12 protein-coding genes, 1 tRNA gene and 1 pseudogene are annotated in these 18,170 nt (G+C 47.8%); 2 read left to right on the top strand and 12 right to left on the bottom strand.

Annotated elements, in window-relative coordinates; translation table 11 throughout:
• Window positions 1-41: 41 nt before the first annotated feature.
• The 4 genes from LN737_RS16635 to LN737_RS16650 form a co-directional block, all read right to left on the bottom strand.
• Window positions 42-671, bottom strand: a complete 630-nt coding sequence (locus LN737_RS16635) for a hypothetical protein (RefSeq protein ID WP_405510915.1) — start codon at window positions 669-671, stop codon at window positions 42-44.
• Window positions 672-808: 137 nt separating this feature from the next.
• Window positions 809-1,003 carry a hypothetical protein gene (locus tag LN737_RS16640; protein ID WP_405510916.1) on the bottom strand — a complete coding sequence of 65 codons (195 nt, stop codon included), beginning with the start codon at window positions 1,001-1,003 and terminating at the stop codon, window positions 809-811.
• Window positions 1,004-1,099: 96 nt separating this feature from the next.
• Complete coding sequence (locus LN737_RS16645; RefSeq protein ID WP_405510917.1) at window positions 1,100-3,307, bottom strand: carbohydrate binding family 9 domain-containing protein; 2,208 nt, start codon at window positions 3,305-3,307, stop codon at window positions 1,100-1,102.
• Window positions 3,308-3,527: 220 nt separating this feature from the next.
• A complete protein-coding gene (locus LN737_RS16650) occupies window positions 3,528-6,098 on the bottom strand; it encodes a M14 family metallopeptidase (RefSeq protein WP_405510918.1) in 2,571 nt (856 codons plus the stop codon).
• A 184-nt stretch (window positions 6,099-6,282) separates the two neighbouring features.
• Here LN737_RS16650 and LN737_RS16655 point away from each other — a divergent pair.
• Window positions 6,283-6,354 (top strand) — tRNA-Glu (locus tag LN737_RS16655).
• An 81-nt stretch (window positions 6,355-6,435) separates the two neighbouring features.
• Here the strand turns inward: LN737_RS16655 and LN737_RS16660 are convergent.
• The 4 genes and pseudogenes from LN737_RS16660 to LN737_RS16675 all read right to left on the bottom strand — a co-directional run bounded on the left by LN737_RS16660 (window position 6,436) and on the right by LN737_RS16675 (window position 13,741).
• A pseudogene (locus LN737_RS16660) lies at window positions 6,436-8,183 on the bottom strand (GMC oxidoreductase).
• 44 nt (window positions 8,184-8,227) lie between these two features.
• Window positions 8,228-8,782 carry a gluconate 2-dehydrogenase subunit 3 family protein gene (locus tag LN737_RS16665; RefSeq protein ID WP_405510919.1) on the bottom strand — a complete coding sequence of 185 codons (555 nt, stop codon included), beginning with the start codon at window positions 8,780-8,782 and terminating at the stop codon, window positions 8,228-8,230.
• Window positions 8,783-8,828: 46 nt separating this feature from the next.
• The gene (locus LN737_RS16670) at window positions 8,829-9,758 is read right to left on the bottom strand and encodes a sugar phosphate isomerase/epimerase (RefSeq protein ID WP_405510920.1); all 930 of its coding nucleotides are present in this window, start codon (window positions 9,756-9,758) and stop codon (window positions 8,829-8,831) included.
• Between the two features lie 71 nt (window positions 9,759-9,829).
• Entirely contained in the window at window positions 9,830-13,741 is a 3,912-nt protein-coding gene (locus LN737_RS16675; protein WP_405510921.1) for a PAS domain S-box protein, read from the bottom strand.
• Window positions 13,742-14,069: 328 nt separating this feature from the next.
• Between LN737_RS16675 and LN737_RS16680 the strand changes: the two genes are divergently transcribed.
• Window positions 14,070-14,831: a TssN family type VI secretion system protein gene (locus LN737_RS16680; RefSeq protein WP_405510922.1), complete on the top strand. Its 762-nt coding sequence runs from the start codon at window positions 14,070-14,072 to the stop codon at window positions 14,829-14,831.
• Between the two features lie 66 nt (window positions 14,832-14,897).
• On the opposite strand, the gene LN737_RS16685 is transcribed toward LN737_RS16680, so the two are convergent.
• From LN737_RS16685 to tssD (LN737_RS16700), 4 genes are read right to left on the bottom strand one after another with little or no spacing between them, the layout of a single operon-like run.
• On the bottom strand, window positions 14,898-16,694 hold the full coding sequence (locus tag LN737_RS16685; protein ID WP_405510923.1) for a type VI secretion system Vgr family protein: 1,797 nt from the start codon (window positions 16,692-16,694) through the stop codon (window positions 14,898-14,900).
• Between the two features lie 3 nt (window positions 16,695-16,697).
• Window positions 16,698-17,204 (bottom strand): type VI secretion system tube protein TssD, encoded by a 507-nt coding sequence (gene tssD, locus LN737_RS16690; protein ID WP_405510924.1) that lies wholly within the window; start codon window positions 17,202-17,204, stop codon window positions 16,698-16,700.
• Between the two features lie 18 nt (window positions 17,205-17,222).
• Window positions 17,223-17,594, bottom strand: a complete 372-nt coding sequence (tssD, locus tag LN737_RS16695; RefSeq protein ID WP_405510926.1) for a type VI secretion system tube protein TssD — start codon at window positions 17,592-17,594, stop codon at window positions 17,223-17,225.
• A gap of 20 nt (window positions 17,595-17,614) precedes the next feature.
• Window positions 17,615-18,160 (bottom strand): type VI secretion system tube protein TssD, encoded by a 546-nt coding sequence (gene tssD, locus LN737_RS16700; protein ID WP_405510928.1) that lies wholly within the window; start codon window positions 18,158-18,160, stop codon window positions 17,615-17,617.
• Between the last annotated feature and the right edge of the window lie 10 nt (window positions 18,161-18,170).

The following is an 18,170-nucleotide window of genomic DNA, read 5'->3' on the forward strand; positions in this document are numbered from 1 at the left end:
CCGCTCAATTCATTACACGTAATGAATTGAGCGGTTCTTCTTTAGAATGTATATCCTAAAATAAGATTGGCAGTCGGCGATATAGTATTCTCATAATATTGAGCCATCCCTACACCTATTTCCAGATTCACATAGAAATGTTTAGGTTGTGTATGTTGAACACCCCAGAATACAGTGGCTCCTAAACCTTGAATATCGATGTTCGAGTTGTTATAAATTGGTGGTGCAACGTAGTTCGCTTTCACTGCAAAATAGCACCCGGAATTGTAACGGATTGATCTACCAGTAGCTTTTCGTTTGGCTAGATTGTAAAAATGCCGTACAGCTACGGATAGCTCCGGATTTATGCTAAATGCCAGCACTTTTTTGAAAGTATATCCATAAAGAGAGCCGTTACTTTCTACTCTATCTTCATTGCGAAAAGAACCAACTAGTCGAATTTGAGAGACAAGTGATAGTTGTTTGCCTAATCGGTGTTCATTTAAATAGCCAAGATCCAGAATATCAACACGCCAGACGTCTTTTCTAAGCAAATTTCTAGCAGCTATGGGTTTTGAATGACTTGTATCGGTAGAAATAACGGATGTATCTTTTACTGGAATTATGTTCAGGGAGTCCTGACCCCGGCAAAAAAAAGGTAGTAGAAGTAGTAGTGCGTAGAGTTTATTCATCAAATAATCTATTATGATAGAATTATGTATCTGGTAAAAGTAACAGATGATTATTTAGTTATTTCATGCCATAGTTTATTTTTATAAAAAAAGCCGACCCCTAAATGGGGTCGGCTTCTTGCTTTAAGTAAGTTGATTTATGGATTGCTGCTGCCTCCGCCAAAGAATTTTGAAATCAGCCAGATCACAATACCAATTCCAAGAATCACCATGATGGCACCTGTCCAGGCACCCGCTTTGAAAATATCACCAATAGCTGCACAGCTACTCATAAACAGACTTAGAAACAGGGCCACAAAGGCTATGGGGAAAAAACGCAACAAAGCTTTCATATACGTTGGCTAGTTTGTGTAGTACAAAACCCGCTCGTCCTTCGGCGGATTGCACAAATAACTGACACCGTAAACGTTTGTTTAAAAGAGTGCGTATCAGATGTTCCACCAATACGTCCACTTCAGCACAAGAGCCCTGTTTTTGACTGAAAAAAAGCCGGGTACGTCCTGCCCAATCTGTGCGGAGTTCGGTAAATAATTATCAGTGTAGACCAGAAAAAAGTCGGATGCGGGTTTATAGCGCCATTGAATTCGGGCATTGACATTCATATTTTTCTGCTGCTCGTTGTACTGCACAAAAGTGGTCAGGTACAACGTATTCGTCACGGTTAAATCGAAGCGGGGACCAACCAGCCAGAACGTAGTACGTCCCCAGGGCTGCGGCAACCGTATATCATTATAACTCGCACTGGCTGCCAAGCTTACATACGGCTGAAATCGATAGCCCAGGTCGGCCGTAAGGTTTAGGCGCGTGCCATTGGCATAGTACCCCCCGTAACGGGTTGTAAACCCATAGGTAAATACACTTTGAGGTTTCGAGACAAACTGAGTACCCCAGGCTGTCCAGTAATGTTCAGTGCCAGTCGCCAGTGTTTCACGACCCGTATTGGTTGGGTCAAAGGGTTGCAATAGCCGAACGTAATCCGTAGCTACCCAGCCCGTTAATACACTTCGGCTGCGGAACGTGACGGCATAGCTTAGCATACTTTCGTTGTCGCTTTGCTTCCAGGCCGGATCAAAAAAATAGGTCGAGGTCAGGGTAGGGCCATGATTCAGGACACTGCTCCCGGTTGGTAAAAAGGTATAGCCCAACGTTGCCGTACCTCGCTCATATCCCCGCCGAGGCACGTATCCTGCTTCGGCTGTGTAATTTTTACCAACTGATTCCACTTGCCCACTTATGAGCCATTTACGGCTGAAGTACTGCAAATTTGCCGCGTAAACAGCATCGTTACCCGGTTGGTCCGGGCTAAATGATTTAACGTACAGTGCCTTTCCTGTCCATAAATTATTCGCTGAAGCCAGGTTATATTCCAGCCCTAAATTGCGGTTAAAGCGGGAGTAAAGCGTTTTGTCGGCAACGGATTCATAAGAGAGGGATTCCTTGTTGACAAACATAATGCCCACATTTGAGCGGGCCGATACGCGTCGTTGAAGGGCGACAACCGCAAAATTTTGGGCCGGAAGTCCTGTCGCGTCAACACGCCCGGTTTGCATATCCATAATGCCAATACGCCAGTCTTTATTGAGCTTGCCACTCAACCGGGCGCCGAAGCGGATCTGAACCCCACCTAGGCCAATACGTCGACTAAAAAACGGCCGGATGGTTGCATAACCGAAGTTGGTGAACTGGTCGCCATTTTCCAGAAAAAACTGCCGTTTTTCAGGGAAGAAAAGCTCATACCGATCCAGGTTGGTCACCTGCTGGTCGACGTCTACCTGCGAAAAGTCGGGGTTTACCGTCAAGTCCAGATTGAGCGACGACGTAATGGCAACTTTAGCATCCAGCCCGGCATCGAACCGACTATGCGTTGGTACATTGTTCTGGTAATCACGGTTTATACCCGTCAGTGCATAGGGGATCAGCGAAATATTCGGGCCGGGTTGCGGTGGGGGCTGATCCCATACCAGTACGCCCGTCAGCGCGAGTGAAGCCGTCGGAAACTGACGCTGAATCGGGGTCCAGGATGATTTTTCGGTTGTCTTTAAATCCTGCCGACTGAAATTGATACCCCAGCGGGTTATCCCTTTTTTATACCGTATCGTTTTGAAGGGAATCGCCAGTTCTATTACGTACCGATCAGCATAATTTCGTACGACTGACGTCCACTTATTGTCCCAGCTTAGGTTTGCCTTACCGCCTTCATACAACAACCCATCCCACTGAGCGCCAGCAGCATTCGTTCCAAACGTAAACCCGTTGGTCTGATCGTCGAACGTATCGATAAAGAAAATAAAATTATCATTTTTGACGAAAGCCCAGTCGCGACGAAGCGATTCAACCATGTATGGGCCGGGAATGTCACCGTGGTAGCAAATGGCACTCAGGTAAATATTATGGGCATCATAGGCCATCCGAACGTCAGTCCGGACATGGGCACGACTGGTATCCATTGGCAATACCATCCAGAAATCAGTAGCTACTTCAGCCGCTTGCCAGGCGGGTTCATCCGTTACGCCATCCAGCACAATTGGTGACGTAGCCCGGCTGATATGGAGTTGATAACTCTCGTTTTTTTTCTGCGCCAGAAGCGGAAGGGAGAGCGTAATATAGCTGAGAAAGAGTAGAAATGATTTCACCAATCCGAGGTAATTTTATAGGTAAGATGCGAGGTAAAACAAAGGTAGGACTGTTTTTGGCAATCTTTTCGGATTTATGGGGGTAGGTCTAAATACTTATTGATTCATAGGTATTTTCCAGCACTAGCTGACAGCCATTTTTTGAAACTACGGTGACTGATAGAGTCATTAAAGAAGTACCGTGTGAAAATACTTTTTGAGCAATCCACACGGTACCTGACCGTTAATTTCCAACCATAAACACAGCGTTGCCAAACAGCAACTTACCGTTATACCAGAAACCACGGAAAAGCGGATCATCTGCGAGGTAAACAATACTGCCCCGGCCCGACGTTTGAACGCCCATCAGCAGTGTATTCTTTAGTTTTTCTTTTGCGTTTCTACCCGAAAAGCCTGCTACGTAATTATCGCTTTTCAGATATCCTACGTTCCAGCCATCTTTCAGGAAGTCAAAATTAAAGGCGTTCTGAACCAGGGTATAATAGCCGCCCGCCAAACCAAATCCCAATGGGTGCGACGTATCGATATTGACACGGTAAATACTTCCCGGAATGTCGTCGGAAATAGCAGTCCGTTCGCGATCACCGTAAAGCTTTAGTGAGTCGGTAGGATTCCCTTTTTTAGCCTTGTCTTTATCCGCAGGTTTGTCATCTTTTTCTTTAAGATCAAACCCATCTTTACCCATCAAGAAGGAAGCCGCCCGTTCCATGGCAATTAGTTTACCACCCGAGCGAACCCATTCTTTGATAGCGGTTAAGGTTCGGTCAGGCAGGATACGTCCATAATTGTAGTTCGTTGGCAAAATCAATACGTCCAGTTTGTTCCAGTTGACCGTAGCCAGTGTGTTTCCGTCGAGGAGTGTAAGGGGGTAATTTAATTCCTGATCGAAATAGTGCCAGACCTCACCTGCGGAGGGTGGGGGTGTGCCCTCCCCAATAACCAGGCCAACTCGTGGCGCTTTAAGTCCTGTTACGAAATCTGAACCAAAGTCAGAACCCGTGGTCACGAAACCCGTTTGTACAGGCTGAATTTCGGCTCCTGTTTGAGTGGCAGTCTGTATAACCAGCGCGTCGAACCGATCACCCAGTCGCTCGTTCCCCGCTCTCGTAACAATCAATGTTCCTGACGGGTAGGTTTTGCCGTCCAGCTCAAACGATTTCTCGGCCGCCCGAACCCGTATTTTCTGTTTCAGCAACGCGGCTAGTGTCTGCACGGAGGGCAGAGATTGCCACTTAATCAGATAGGCGTATGCTTTTGAGGCCGTAAGTGTAGTTGCCGCAGGTGATGTTGAAACCGGTAACGTACTGGATGGATTGATTCGGGTGGTTAACCCATACGTTTGCAAGCCAAATGCATAGGGCAACGACCAGGCCGTAATATCGTAGGTGGCTGAATCTTCAAGCGCGGAATTCTGCTCAAACAGAATCTTCAGCAGCGTTGATTTTGGCTGATAGGCGCTGATGACAATATCTTCGGCGGCAACGGATACACTTTTGTCATTCTTTTGGGTCGTGTAGTTATAGCCCGGCAGCGTCTGCGCTTTACCCGCATAGCCGAAACTGATTTTGTTACGGTCCAGCAAAAGTTGAAGGGCTTTTAACCGGCCCGCATCACCATTGGATTTAATGACGTAGCTCTTGTAAATCCCAATGGGTGTATTCCGCGATTTGTCGAAGAACTGACCAAACTCCTTCACGATTTCGGCAGGTCGGTCAGCAACGGACTCCAGCGTAGCAATACTGGACGTTACGTGGTGATCGATCCGTTGCCGGAGTGTAAGCGTATCACCATCGGCTTTTTCGATGGCAAGCCCGGCGCGTCCACTACCTCCCTGCTCATAGGTCATACCAATAGCGCCGTTGTAAGTCGGATACGTATCGCCATAACTTGGGTAAAACAGGTCGAAGCGTTCGCGGGTGTAGTAAAGCCAGCCATTGCGGTCGAAATACCGGCTGCAATACTGCCCGATGATCTGCTGAAATTTTCGCTGAAAGGGCGTAATATCTTCGTGGTAAGGCTTGGCAGAGGGAGCAAAATAATAGGGGCTTTCAACGCCCATTTCATGGAAATCGCCATGTAGTTGCGGCATCCATTGCTGATAGAGCGCCATCCGTTGCTGCGTAATTTCCTGTGTTTGCCAGGCCCAGTCGCGGTTGGGGTCAAACAGATAATGAGTATAGCGACCACCGGGCCAGGGTTCCTGGTGTTCCCGTGCCGAAGGAGTCGGATCGGCACTACGGCCCAGCATCTGGTTGTACCAGTTTACGTAGCGATCATGTCCATCCGGGTTAAGGCCCGGATCGAGAATCACGACGGTAGAGTTAATGATTTTTTGCGAAACGGCATCCGTAGCGCTCAGCAGTCGGTGAAGGACTTCCATGAAAGCTTCTGAACTAACGGCTTCATTGCCATGTACGTTATAGCTTAGCCAGGCAATGGGCGGTTGCGGAGCAGACGTTGGACTGCCTTCCAGAAGACCAATCCGTTTCAGGTTGTTTGTCCGGATTTCTTCAAGGCGAGCTATGTTTGCTTCCGACCCAACGGCTACTACCATCAGTTGACGACCTTCATACGTTGTGCCGTAGGGCAGAAGTTTGATCCGGTTAGGAAGTTGGCGAGCCAATTGTTCGGCATAAGCCAGAACACGATAATGAGGGGTAAAGCGTTCGCCGATTTTATAACCTAAAAATTGGGCGGGCGTCGAGACATTAGTGGATGATACTGAACTGGTTGTCTGTGCGGGTGTACTCAACGAGATGACGGACAGACCCGCCAACAGCAAAAGGTGTTTCATTTAGATGAAGAAAAAAGAGAAATGCTAACTTCCTCAAAAATAGCAGTAAATCGTTCAGAAAGCCTTTTTTTAGAAAAATTTTGATGGGTGATATTGCATTATAAAAACATAGCCTTACCTTTGCACCACGTTTCGCCAACGAGTTAGCTAACTAAACTAAAACGTTGGGTCTTGGACACAAGACGGCCGATTCGTCTAGCGGTTAGGACATCGCCCTTTCACGGCGGTAACACGGGTTCGATTCCCGTATCGGTCACTAACATACAACGGTTGTTGTGCAAAAGCCCTGAATCTTATTTGATTCAGGGCTTTTTGTTGTTTCGGTAAACAGGCTAATCTATAAATTTCCTCTCCGTAATTCTTTCACCGCATGGTCGGCAGCACGGGCCGTGATGGCCATAAATGTGAGCGATGGATTCTGCGTGGAAGTAGATGTCATGCAGGCTCCGTCCGTTACAAATACGTTCGGGCAGGTGTGCAACTGATTCCATTTGTTTAGGAGTGAAGTTTTTGGGTCTTTGCCCATCCGAACACCGCCCATCTCGTGAATATCGATACCTGGAGCCCGATCAGGTACATCGTGGGTTTGGATGTTTGTAAACCCCGCTACGGTCAGCATTTCGGTCATTTGCTCATGAAAATCGCGAATCATCTTCTCGTCGTTGTCGTCGTAAGCCACCGAAATTTTTAGTTGGGGAACACCCCAGGCATCGGTCAGGTTTGAATCCAGCGTTACGTAGTTGCTTTCTTTCGGAATGGTTTCGCCCATCATGTGCGAACCGACCCGCCAATTGCCGTATTTGGGCTGCAAGAGACTCGTTTTCAGGTCCTCTCCCATGCCCGACGTATCAACGTTTGTCATACGGCTGGAGCCAAATCCGGCGGCATAGCCCCGCAGAAAATCGGTTTCCTGTTTGACTACGTTTCGGAAACGGGGAATGTAGCTGCTGTTGGGCCGAATGCCTTCGGTAGTTGTATCTGAAAAGCCTTCATACTCCGCCGAAATAGTGGTACGGAAATTATGAAACGCTATGTATTTACCCAGCAAACCGTTGTCGTTGCCCAGACCGTTCGGAAAGCGGTTTGATTTGGAGTTGAGCAGAACGAGGTTACTATTCAAACAGGCAGCATTGACAAAGATGATCCGGGCGTAGTATTCCGTCATCTGCTTTGTGTGAGCATCGATCACCCGAACACCTGAAGCCTTCCCGAATCGCTCCGGCGCACCGGTCGGCCCGGCTTTCTTTTCATCGTAAATAATGGAGTGAACAACCGAATCAGGACGTAATGTCATTTTGCCGGTTTTGGCTGCCCAGGGCAGGGTAGAGGAGTTGGAGCTGAAATACCCACCATACGGACAGCCCCGCTGACACAAGGACCGATTCTGGCACTGGCCGCGCCCTTGTTGGTAATGAATGGGTTGCGGCTTGGTTAGATGCGCGCAGCGGCCAATGATGATCGGACGGGAACCGTTGTAATGCTTCGCCATCTGGTCGGTAAAATGCTTTTCCACGCAGGACTGTTCGTGCGGGGAAGAAACTCACCATCGGGAAGTTGGGGCAGGCCATCTTTGTTTCCCGAAATTCCGGCAAATTTCTCTACGTAACTATACCAGGGAGCAATGTCGGCATAGCCAATGGGCCATTCAACGGCAAAACCGTCGCGGGCGGGGCCGTCGAAATCGTACTGCGACCACCGCTGCGTTCCTCGTGCCCACATCAGTGATTTTCCGCCTACCTGATACCCTCGTATCCAGTCGAACGGTTTTTCCTGTACGTAAGGGTGATCGGCATCTTTTACAAAAAAATGACTGGCATCTTCCCGGTTAGCGTAGCAGCGACTGGCAATTGGATTCGCTTCAACGTATTCTTTTGAGAGCTGGCCAAGGTGAGCGAACTCCCAGGGCTGCATCATGGTGGTCGGGTAGTCGGTGACGTGCTTCACATCACGGCCACGCTCCAGCACTAAAGTGCGTAACCCTTTACCGGTTAGTTCTTTAGCTGCCCAGCCGCCACTGATGCCCGAACCAATTACAATGGCATCGAAGGTCCGGTCTTTAACAGAATCTATAGTTAAAAATGACATGATTTTACGTCAGAAAAGAGTAATGAGATAAGCAACAGTCAAAACTAACGGCCGCCGTTGATGGCTACCTTTGACACCGGCACACAGCCGTGATAAAAACCCGGAGCCATGTTGTATTTCTCTACGTTTATGAGATAGTATTCGGAATTCATATAGCCTCGAATAGTCAGTTTTTTGATCATATCGACAAAGCCTGGTCCGGCCGGGTCTGTAGACGCCGTCAGTTTACTCAGCACATCCATTCGTTGGGTAGCGTCGCAATCAGAAAAAGGCTTGCTGTACGTTTGCTGCGCTGTTGCATTCGTTAAGGCTAGTCCCTGCTGAAGCAGTGTCTGGGCCGGTTCACCATAGCAGTCGCGAATCATGCGCATGGCAAACTGATGCACCTTCAGGGATTGAGCGCCTGGCGCCACCACGCCCTGCGTGGTCGTTTCCGGAATGAACGTGTCGGTAATGGCACCCAGTAGTAATTCATCATCAGCGGGCAGCGTTGAAATCGGCCCGAGTGAATCGGGGTTCCAGCCAGAGGCCCAGGCCGGAAGGCTCACCAGCCCTCCAAAGGTCATGGCTAAATTTTTAATAGCAGAACGTCGTTCCATTGTATTGGCAAAGTTGGCTTTTATGAATTCTATGGTTTTGTTGATTCTAGATAGCTTGCCCCACTTTTTCCAGTAGTTGTTTGGTGGCACGGATGCCATCGTCTTCGCTGAGCCGGTTTCCCGAATACTCAATGCCGATGTAGCCTTTAAATGCGGAGGTTTTTCCTTTCTTTACCAGTTGAAGTAATCGGGCATAATCGATGGTCAATTCATTGCCCTGCGCATCAAAATCGCGGGCCTTGGCGCTCACACCTTTGGCAAAGGGCATCATTTCCTCTACACCGAGGTAGCGGTCATAAACATCCGTTTCGTTTAGCTTGAAATTATCGAAGTCGGGCAACGTGCCGGCGTAGGGATTATCCACCTGACGCATTACGTTGGCGAGCCATTTTCCGTCGGATGAATAGCCGCCGTGATTCTCGACCAGAATACCGATCTTATTTTTGGCCCCATACTCAGCCAGTCGGCTCAGCCCATCGATACTTGCTTTGGCCATGTCTTCCGCAGAACCTTTGCCGCGCAGGTTTACCCGAATGGAATGACAGCCTAAAAAGCTGGCGGCATCGACCCATTGATAGTGACTTTCGACGCCCTGTTTCCGTTTTGCATCATCGGAGTCGGCGAGTGGACCAGCCGTATCGACCATGATGAGTACGTTACGTACGCCAAGATCATCTGCCCGTTTTTTTAGCTCGCTCAGGTACTGATGGTCAGTGGCTTTATCCCTGAAGAACTGGTCGACGTACTCAACGGCGTTTATACCAAAGTCATTTTTGGCTTTGGCCGGAAAATCCATATTCGTCAGCTTGCCGTCTTTTAAGGTTCGATGAAGCGACCATTCGGCCAGTGAGATGTCGAAAAACAGTTTTTTAACAGCGTCTGACGAAAAGGCTTCGACTGAAACAGACGAGTATAGGCTAAGCCCGGCGGTGGTCAGACCGAGGTTTTTAAGAAAACTGCGACGAGTTGACTGCATGATTGATAACGATGAAAATAGTATTCTGACTATACTAGTTAGGTATACTATTTTCATAAAACGCAGTTATCTCATGCATTTACTCTATCGGATATTAAGGAGAGAACGAGCGCAATTTCCGACTGAATCTGATCCAGCAAGTCAGGTACTGAGTAGGTTTCCGTTGTTTCCAGATGTTCCAGAGAAAAGGCTAGTTCGGCAAGATGTGCCATACCTGCACTAAGGGCAGTTCCGCGAAGTTTATGTCCGGCCGCTTTTAATCCGACTACATTCATTCCTTCTGCCAGATGCAGAATAACGGATAACGAATTTTTTAGCTCGATTTCTGCCGCGTCCATCAACTCCCGGATGAAGTCGGAGTCATCACCGGCCATTGTTTTTAGCACTTGAGGGTCGAAGTGGGTATTGGGTTCCGTGAGCCCTTCCGCTCCCTGCGTTCCCGATTGTGATGAGCTAAGCCATTTCTGGAATAAGGCCACAATAGAGTCTTCAACAATGGGCTTGGTGATAAAATCATCCATACCCGCATCCAGGCACTTTTCCCGCTCGCCTTTTACGGTGCCAGCCGTTAAGGCAATAATTGGAATATGCCCCGTCTGCTCCAGTTCCCGAATCCGCTGAGTAGCTTCATAACCATTCATAATAGGCATCTGGATATCCATCAGGATTAAGTCGGGCTGATGCTTGCTGTATTGCCGAATCGCTTCCTGCCCATTGATGGCCTCGATAATCCGGGCGTTGGGTATAATTCTGGAGACGATTGTTTTGGTAAGCAGTTGATTGACTTTATTATCTTCGGCCAGCAGCACTTTCACCGCGTTTGTATTAACTCTGACAGGCTGGTTAATGGCTGCGGGAACAAGATTTTCTTCCTGTTGGCTCAGACGCGATAAGGCGCGGTACAAATCAACCATTTTAACGGGTTTTACCAGACGCTGGTTAACCGCCATTGTTTCACAGGCCCGAATAATTCGCTCATCATCCGACGAACTGTGCAGTAAAATACTGATCTGTTTCTCCGACGACGATGAAAAATTAGCCCGGATTTTTTCAATCGTTTCCAGCCCGTCCATGTAAGGCATGTGGTAATCCATCAGAATAACATCGTACTGCTTATTCTGGCCTAGTAGCTGAAGAGCTTCAAATCCGTTGCTGGCTTCTTCAACATTGATCTGTTTCAGCATAAACATCTGCCGCAAGATCGTCCGGTTGTTCTCATTGTCATCAACAATGAGTACGTTACTGATCTCGTTGATTCCGCGCCAGACAATCGGGTCGCCGGGTTCCGTTTTCAGTCGGAGATCAAAATAAAAGCAACTCCCTTCGCCCGGCTTACTGGTAAGCTTCAGACGACTGCCCATCAGACCCAATAGCTTATTGGAAATGGTTAGTCCAAGACCGGTGCCTCCGTATTTTTTTGTTGTGGAGGGATCTTCCTGCGAAAACGCTTCAAAAATTCGCTCCTGCATCTCGGGTTTAATGCCAATGCCGGTATCCCGTACCTCAAATCGGTACATCACATAATCCTGCCCAGCATCGGTTAACGGCTTGATCTTTAACTCGATTTCGCCCTGCTGAGTAAATTTGACCGCATTGCCCAATAGATTAACCAGGATCTGTTTCAGGCGGACAGAGTCGGTGTAAATAAAGCGGGGTAAGTCGGTAGGTAAGTTCAGCAACATTTCAAGCCCCTTATTCTGAGCCTGATACGTAATGATATCGGAAGCCTGGCTGCTAATCTCGTAGATGTCTACTTTTTCAATAGCCAGCTCCAGTTTGCCGGCTTCAATTTTTGAGAAGTCCAGAATATCGTTGATGATGCTCAACAGGGCGTTGGCCGATTGGTCGACGATAGACAGATATTGATGTTGGGTTTCGGTCAGTGACGTTTTAAGCAAAAGATCGGTAAAGCCGATAACCCCATTTAAAGGCGTCCGGATTTCGTGGCTCATATTGGCCAGAAACTCGGATTTCGCTACGCTGGCCTGTTCGGCCTGGAGTTTCGCTTTTTTCAGCTCTATTCGCTGCAGGCAGGCTTCTGTGATGTCCTGAGTAAAGATCATTATACCGCCACTTGTCCCATCGAACTGATACCATGGCCTGATTTCCCAAGCCATATATTGGTCCTGATCCCATCCATCGGGCCGCCAGACGTACTCATCGTTTTTTTCTACCGCTCCGTTCAGGCATCGCTCAAAAACGATTTTCCAGTCTACCGAAAGATTCTGAAAGACCTCGAAAGGGGATAAGCCGATTACGCTCTCCGTCAGGCGGTTATCTTCCATCCAGCGCTTGCTGACAGCCAGGTAATTAAGCGACAGATCGAGCATGGCTACGGCTGCCGGAGCATGTTCGACAAAGGCGGCAAGTCGTAATTTCTGGTTGAGCAGCGCCTGTTCGGCTTTCTTCTTTTCGTCGATGTCCTGAAACGTACCGTACAACCGTTTGCACGTACCATTCTCAATCTCTGGAGTTCCCAGCACCCGCACCCAGCGTTCTCGGCCGGTTGCTGTAACAATTTGCAGTTCAATATCAAACGGCGTCCCCTGCTCCATCGCGTTGTCTACAGACTCAACGATCAGGGTGTAGTTTTTTCCTCTGAAGAAGGTCTCGCCCGTATCAAGCAAGGGTGTATAATCCGATGGAACTTCGTGAATGGTTTTCGTAACAGACGACCAGTGCATGGTTTTACGGGCCATATCCGCTTCCCAGGTACCTATCTGAGCAACTTCATTGGTCTGCTCCAGCATCTGCTTCGTCAATTTCAGATCGAGCTCCAGCTGGTGCCGTCGGGTTATATCGATGGCATTACCGATCACGTACGTATCGCCGTTCAGTTCGGTTTCCAGAATATTGGCAAACAGCCAGATATACATGGACCCGTCTTTATGGCGCGTTTTCATGATCCCATTCGCTCGCCCTTTTTTGCGAATGGTACTCAGATAAGCTTCAAACTCTTCATGGTGCTGTTCCGGAACGATTTCCTGCAAGTGGTGCCCAATAAGTTCATCAGGCTGGTAGCCCAGCGCCAGAGCCCCCGCGGTATTCACACTCAATAGCCGCCCTTCCAGATCGTGCGTACACATCAGCCCCTGCGAATTTTCGAAAAAAGAGCGGAATTTACTTTCCGACTGATGAAGCAGGAGTTCTTTCTGCTTTTCTTCGGTAACATCCCGAGCAATAGCAAACAGATAACCAGTGGCCGATTCGGGCGTTGCTACCCATTGCAGATGCCGATAGTCGCCGTTTTGGCACTGAAAGCGGTGCGTGAAATTGATGGTTGGCTTGCCAGTTGCCAACTGATTGAGCTCTTGTTCTATCGCTTGAACATCATCCGGATGGACTAGCTCTAAAAACGGCGTACGTAGCAGATATGACTCGTCCCAGCCTAGTATTTGCCGAAATGCCGGATTTATTTTCTTTAAATATCCGTCTGTACCCGCCACAAAGATTAAATCATTGGATTGGGTAAAGAGGTTTTCAAAGTAGATCAGCTCCTGTTTCTGGCGGTTTTCTACAATCAGATTTGTGGCCATTTCTCCCAGTAACTTCAACGCCTGCAACTGCTGTTCGTTAAGTTTTCGGGGGGCGTGGTCCAATACGCAAAGGGTTCCCAACGCATAGCCGCTGGGATCGGTCAGCGGATAGCCAGCATAAAACCGCACGTACGGATCATACGTAACAAACGGGTTTTCCTGGAATCGGGTATCCTGCGTTGTGTCTTCTATTTCAAGTATATCGCTATCCAGAATTGCGTACCGGCAGAAAGCAATATCCCGACTTGTTTCCTGTATGTCAATCCCTACTTTCGACTTGAACCATTGCCGGTCATGATCGAGCAACGAAACCAGTGAAATAGGAGCCTGACAGATAATTGACGCCAGTTCTGTTAATCTATCGAATGCCTGCTCTGGCAACGTATCCAGAATTTGATACCGGTGTAAAGCTTCCAGGCGTTTATTTTCATTAGCGGGAACTAGCATAACTAATTGTATATAGGCAATAAATAAGAATATTTTAGTATAAGTTCTCTAAAAAGTTTACAATATACAATAAATGTAAACAATAGAGAAGTGAAACATAATGAACGATATGTTTTTTTAGGAAGATGATATGGGTGTGTACGGATGACCGCCGGTAAATTTGTGGTAAATATCAACGATAAATTGATCACTTTGGCTTTGTGGGGTCAGGCTAAAATTGAATAGATTTAGTAAGCGGAGGGTGTTTTTATATGATCTCTTAAATTTTCGCAGATATTGCAGCTGTAAACCAGAATGACTCGGTCTCGATCAATAATTTTCATTAGTAATGCCCAACTTATCCCTTGCCAAACGATTCCCCTGGATTATTTACGGTATTGTGATTAGTCTGCTCCTCGGGGGCATTGGTTTCGCCGGCACATTTGAGAGTGCTCAGTTTCAATGGTATTATTTTTTAGGGCAATTGGGAGCTTTAGGCATCGGCATCCTGCATGTCTGGCTCAGCCCTCGGTTTGTTCCAACAGTTTTCGCTACGTTTGGCATAGGCCTATTGGTCACCATACTGATGCTGCTCGTCGGAATGGGCGTAACGCTGGTGCTGTATCAGCAGACCGGTTATCTGGGGAGTCGCTGGCCATTCGTAACCAGTCTGTTGCCTTTCGTGATTCCGTTTTTAGTGCTACAGGCGTACTACTATTTTTTGCATATACCACTGGCCAACTACCGAAAATGGTATTACCCTGTCAACGGTGATATGCCTGATCTGGATCTGCTTGACCTATCGAAAATACTGGTGATTCAGTTCGAATTCTTAAAAACACTCGACGATTCGAATTTCACTAATTTTAAAGCCAAAGCGCCTGTATCTATGCCGCTGGGCGATCTGTTTCTGGTATTTATCAACGATTACAACGAGCGGACACCGGCAAGCCCGATTCGCTATACCGATGCAACCGGAAGGCCATATGGATGGGTGTTTACCAAAAAAGGATCGTGGTGGAAACGACCTGTTTACTTAGACCCTGCCCTGGATTTTAACCAGAATCAGCTGACAGACAACGCTACAATTATAGCCGTTCGGGCAGAGTGAGTTCGGTAGCGCTTCCGGGACGTAACGTAGCGTTTTCAACCCTAAACCGGGTGAGCAGTTCGATGCTTAATTTAGCATAATTACACCGCCTTTCACTTCTACCATAGCGTCGCCTTTTAAGGAAGTTTGCGTACCCTGGAGCGACAGTTGGGCATTGGCTTTGATGTCGGCCGTAGCGTCTGCCTCGACTTTGACTTGCGCTCCTTTTACATCAACACTGGCCGTTCCTTCGATTTTTACTTCGTTGGTGGCTTTAATCTCTACGTTGTTCCGGGCTTCGAGGGTTAAATTATTGTCTGCCTTTACATGGACGTCTTTCCCCGAAATCGCTATCTCCCCTTTAGTTTCAATGGTGATCTTCCCATCACTGGCAAACGACAGGACTACGTGAGTGTCTGTATTGTTGGTGTTTGTCAGTTCAATTTTTTGGTCACCGTCTTTGTCGTAAATGCTGATCTGATTGCCGCCTTTTGTCTGGATGAGCTTCTGGACGTTGTTACGCTGGGTGTAATTGGTGCCGCTCTTTTTTGGGTACAGGCTCGTCAGTACGTAGGGATATTCAGCCAGGTTTGATTCGTAAGCAATCATAACCTGGGCATCTACCTCCGGCACAAACAGCATGCCTTCGCCATTAGCCGTGTACGGATGGGCAACTCGTAACCAATCCGATTCCTTATCGTCGCCCGGCCACATAAACTCGACTTTTATGCGGCCTAATTTATCGGGGTCTTCATTATCAACCACCGTGGCCAGTTCCGACAGGCCAATGGGCAGGCGGAAAGAAGGGTTGGGCGGAGGGTAGGTGACTGTATCGGGAACAGCCCGGAACGTATTGGCGTAGTTGCCGCTACCATCGACGGAGTGCGATACGTGGGTAATTCGATAATTGCCAAAATTTTCGTCGGATGTGCCCCGCTCGGTGATACGCGTTCCTTTTACGGAAATCACCGTACCAACCGATACGTCTGGATTCTCGCCAAAGCCCTGAAAATCAACCAGTCGGCTTGATTCCATCGCTTTCTGGGTCTTGGCAACGGCATCCAGCTCGCTTTGTCCGTATACTAGCTTGGGCAGCGGTAGTTGCGACTCCTGACTGAACAGCTTTTCTGATTCATCCAGCGTAAAATCACCCCATTGCCCCAACCCGTTGACCTGCTGGTCTTTTGAATGACTTTCATAGGTACGGTCGGCTACATAATCGTAGCGCGAATACTGAAATTTGGCCGGCAGAAGCCGCATACTCATGGCAAAGGTCTGGTTGCCATTCACGTTGAAATCGACTTTGTTGTCGTCGGGTTTACCAAACACCAGTTTCTGTCCATCATAAAAACACCATTCGCCATATTCGGCCGACAGGCGCGCCAGAAATTCAAAATTGGTTTCGTCGTATTGCACTACGTATTTCAGCGGGTCGGTAAGTTTGGGTTTTACCGAGCGCTTCAGCAGGTTGCTGGGGTAGGGGTTCAGCACCTTGTTAACGATGTCTTCCAGACTACTCTGCAAATACGTACGGCGGGCCTTACTGTCTTCCAGCAGAATTGTTAACCCATAACCCTTCAGCAGAAAAATGTTTGACGTATCGCTGGTATTTTTCAGCGTCAGTTCGGTGATTATACCCTTGAATTTGAAATCGAATGAACCATCTTCAAGTAAAGGTTCAAAGGAAAACTGAATCGTTTTGCCGATTACGTTGCGGTGCGACTCATGAAAAAACAATTCGTTGGCATCTTCCAGATCCTCGAACGGTACGGAAAAGTCAAATTGATGATGACCGAACAGGTCCTGTTCAATGGACAGCGACGAAACGTTTTTCAGTTCTTTTCCGCCTTCGAGTTCTACGTGAGTGATGACCTGTTTGGCCATTGGTTACGTGTTTTGGTGATCAATTCCGTCGAGTTTAATCTTGGCGGCCGACAAGCGCAGCAGAATACAGTTGGCGTTCCGGGTTCGGTCAGTAAACCGAAGAATGTTTCGCGTCGCATCCGTAAATCGTTCTACAAGTAGATTCTGTTCCGTCACATCAAACGAAAAAATATCGTTGCTCACATCCAGGATAGCACTCACGTCGGAAATCGCCTTTGATGACATTAACTCAAAATAAAAAATCGCGTAGGCATCTTCAAATTCTAGTTTCTGAAGGGCCGATCGCTGGTCGATGCGTTCAAAGACAATCTCACCACTCTTTTTGGCGGTTGGCGACGTTGCCCAGCTGCCCAGCAGTTCATCTTCAGTACTGTCCAGAATCAACGTAATGGCCCCTCCGCGTACGCCGGATGTTACTTTTCCGCGCTCGCTTTTTTGTTTCAGAAAATGAGCGCACTGCAACACATCGAATGATTTTCCTTCGACGGTTAACGTAGCTTTGAATGACATCGTAGCTGAGGTTAATGATTAGACTTTCAGGGTGGCTTTATTAAACGTAATCTCGGTGCCAGAGATGTAGATAACCGTGTTCAGGTATTCAATATCGGCGAAGAACTCATCTTTGTAGAGGAGACAATACGCCTTTTTAAACTCGATCTCCTTATACGTAGCGTCTTCATCAATCCGGCTCAGTGTAATCTTGCCGTCTTTCTGCATATGTGGGTCAATCATCCAGGTTTTAATGGTGCTATCCTCCATTGCATCCATTCCTACGAGCACTCCCCATTCCGGGCGCGACGAGGGGATGCCCCGCTTGTCTTCGTCACGTATGACCCGTAACAGCATCCAATTGATGTCGTAATCGGTTCCTTCTACCGTCAGTTTTCCTTCGTAAGCCATAGTTTCAGTAAGAGAATCGATTAAGCATCAGGCCATTGGTTGTCGAGAGGTACGTCCCGCAGCTTTATTTTTTCGCAGGACAACGTAATGAACAGGCAGTAGGCCGTATTGGTCCGCTCCTGAAACTGACGGACGCGTTTCCACATATTTCTGACGAGCACGCTTTCCTGTCGGCTGAGTCGGGTTAAGTTATACCCGTACTCATACGAATCATCGGTTAAGTCTTCGGCCGAACTGATCCGGTTGAACTGGTTCTGAATATTGCCGTGGTCGTCGTAGAAACTTTCGGAAACGTCCGTAACGAAGGCGTTTTCAAACTCATAGGTCAGAAAAACGGAGTCCTGATCATTCCGATACGTTTTAATGTCGCCACTTTCCAGCCGATCTTCATCCGACAGCCATTCAAAGAAGAAGTCGGAACCGCCTTCGGTGATCAGATAAAAATCGCCCAGCATCACATCCGAAGCGGGTACTCCTTTCTGATTGGATGCCTGTTTGAACGAAACCAGAAATTCCAGGACTTTAATTTCCTGACCCGCTACTGTTAATATTGCTTTGTGCGCCATAGTTTTTGTT

Source organism: Spirosoma sp. KNUC1025, from assembly GCF_045160025.1.
Lineage (GTDB): Bacteria > Bacteroidota > Bacteroidia > Cytophagales > Spirosomataceae > Spirosoma.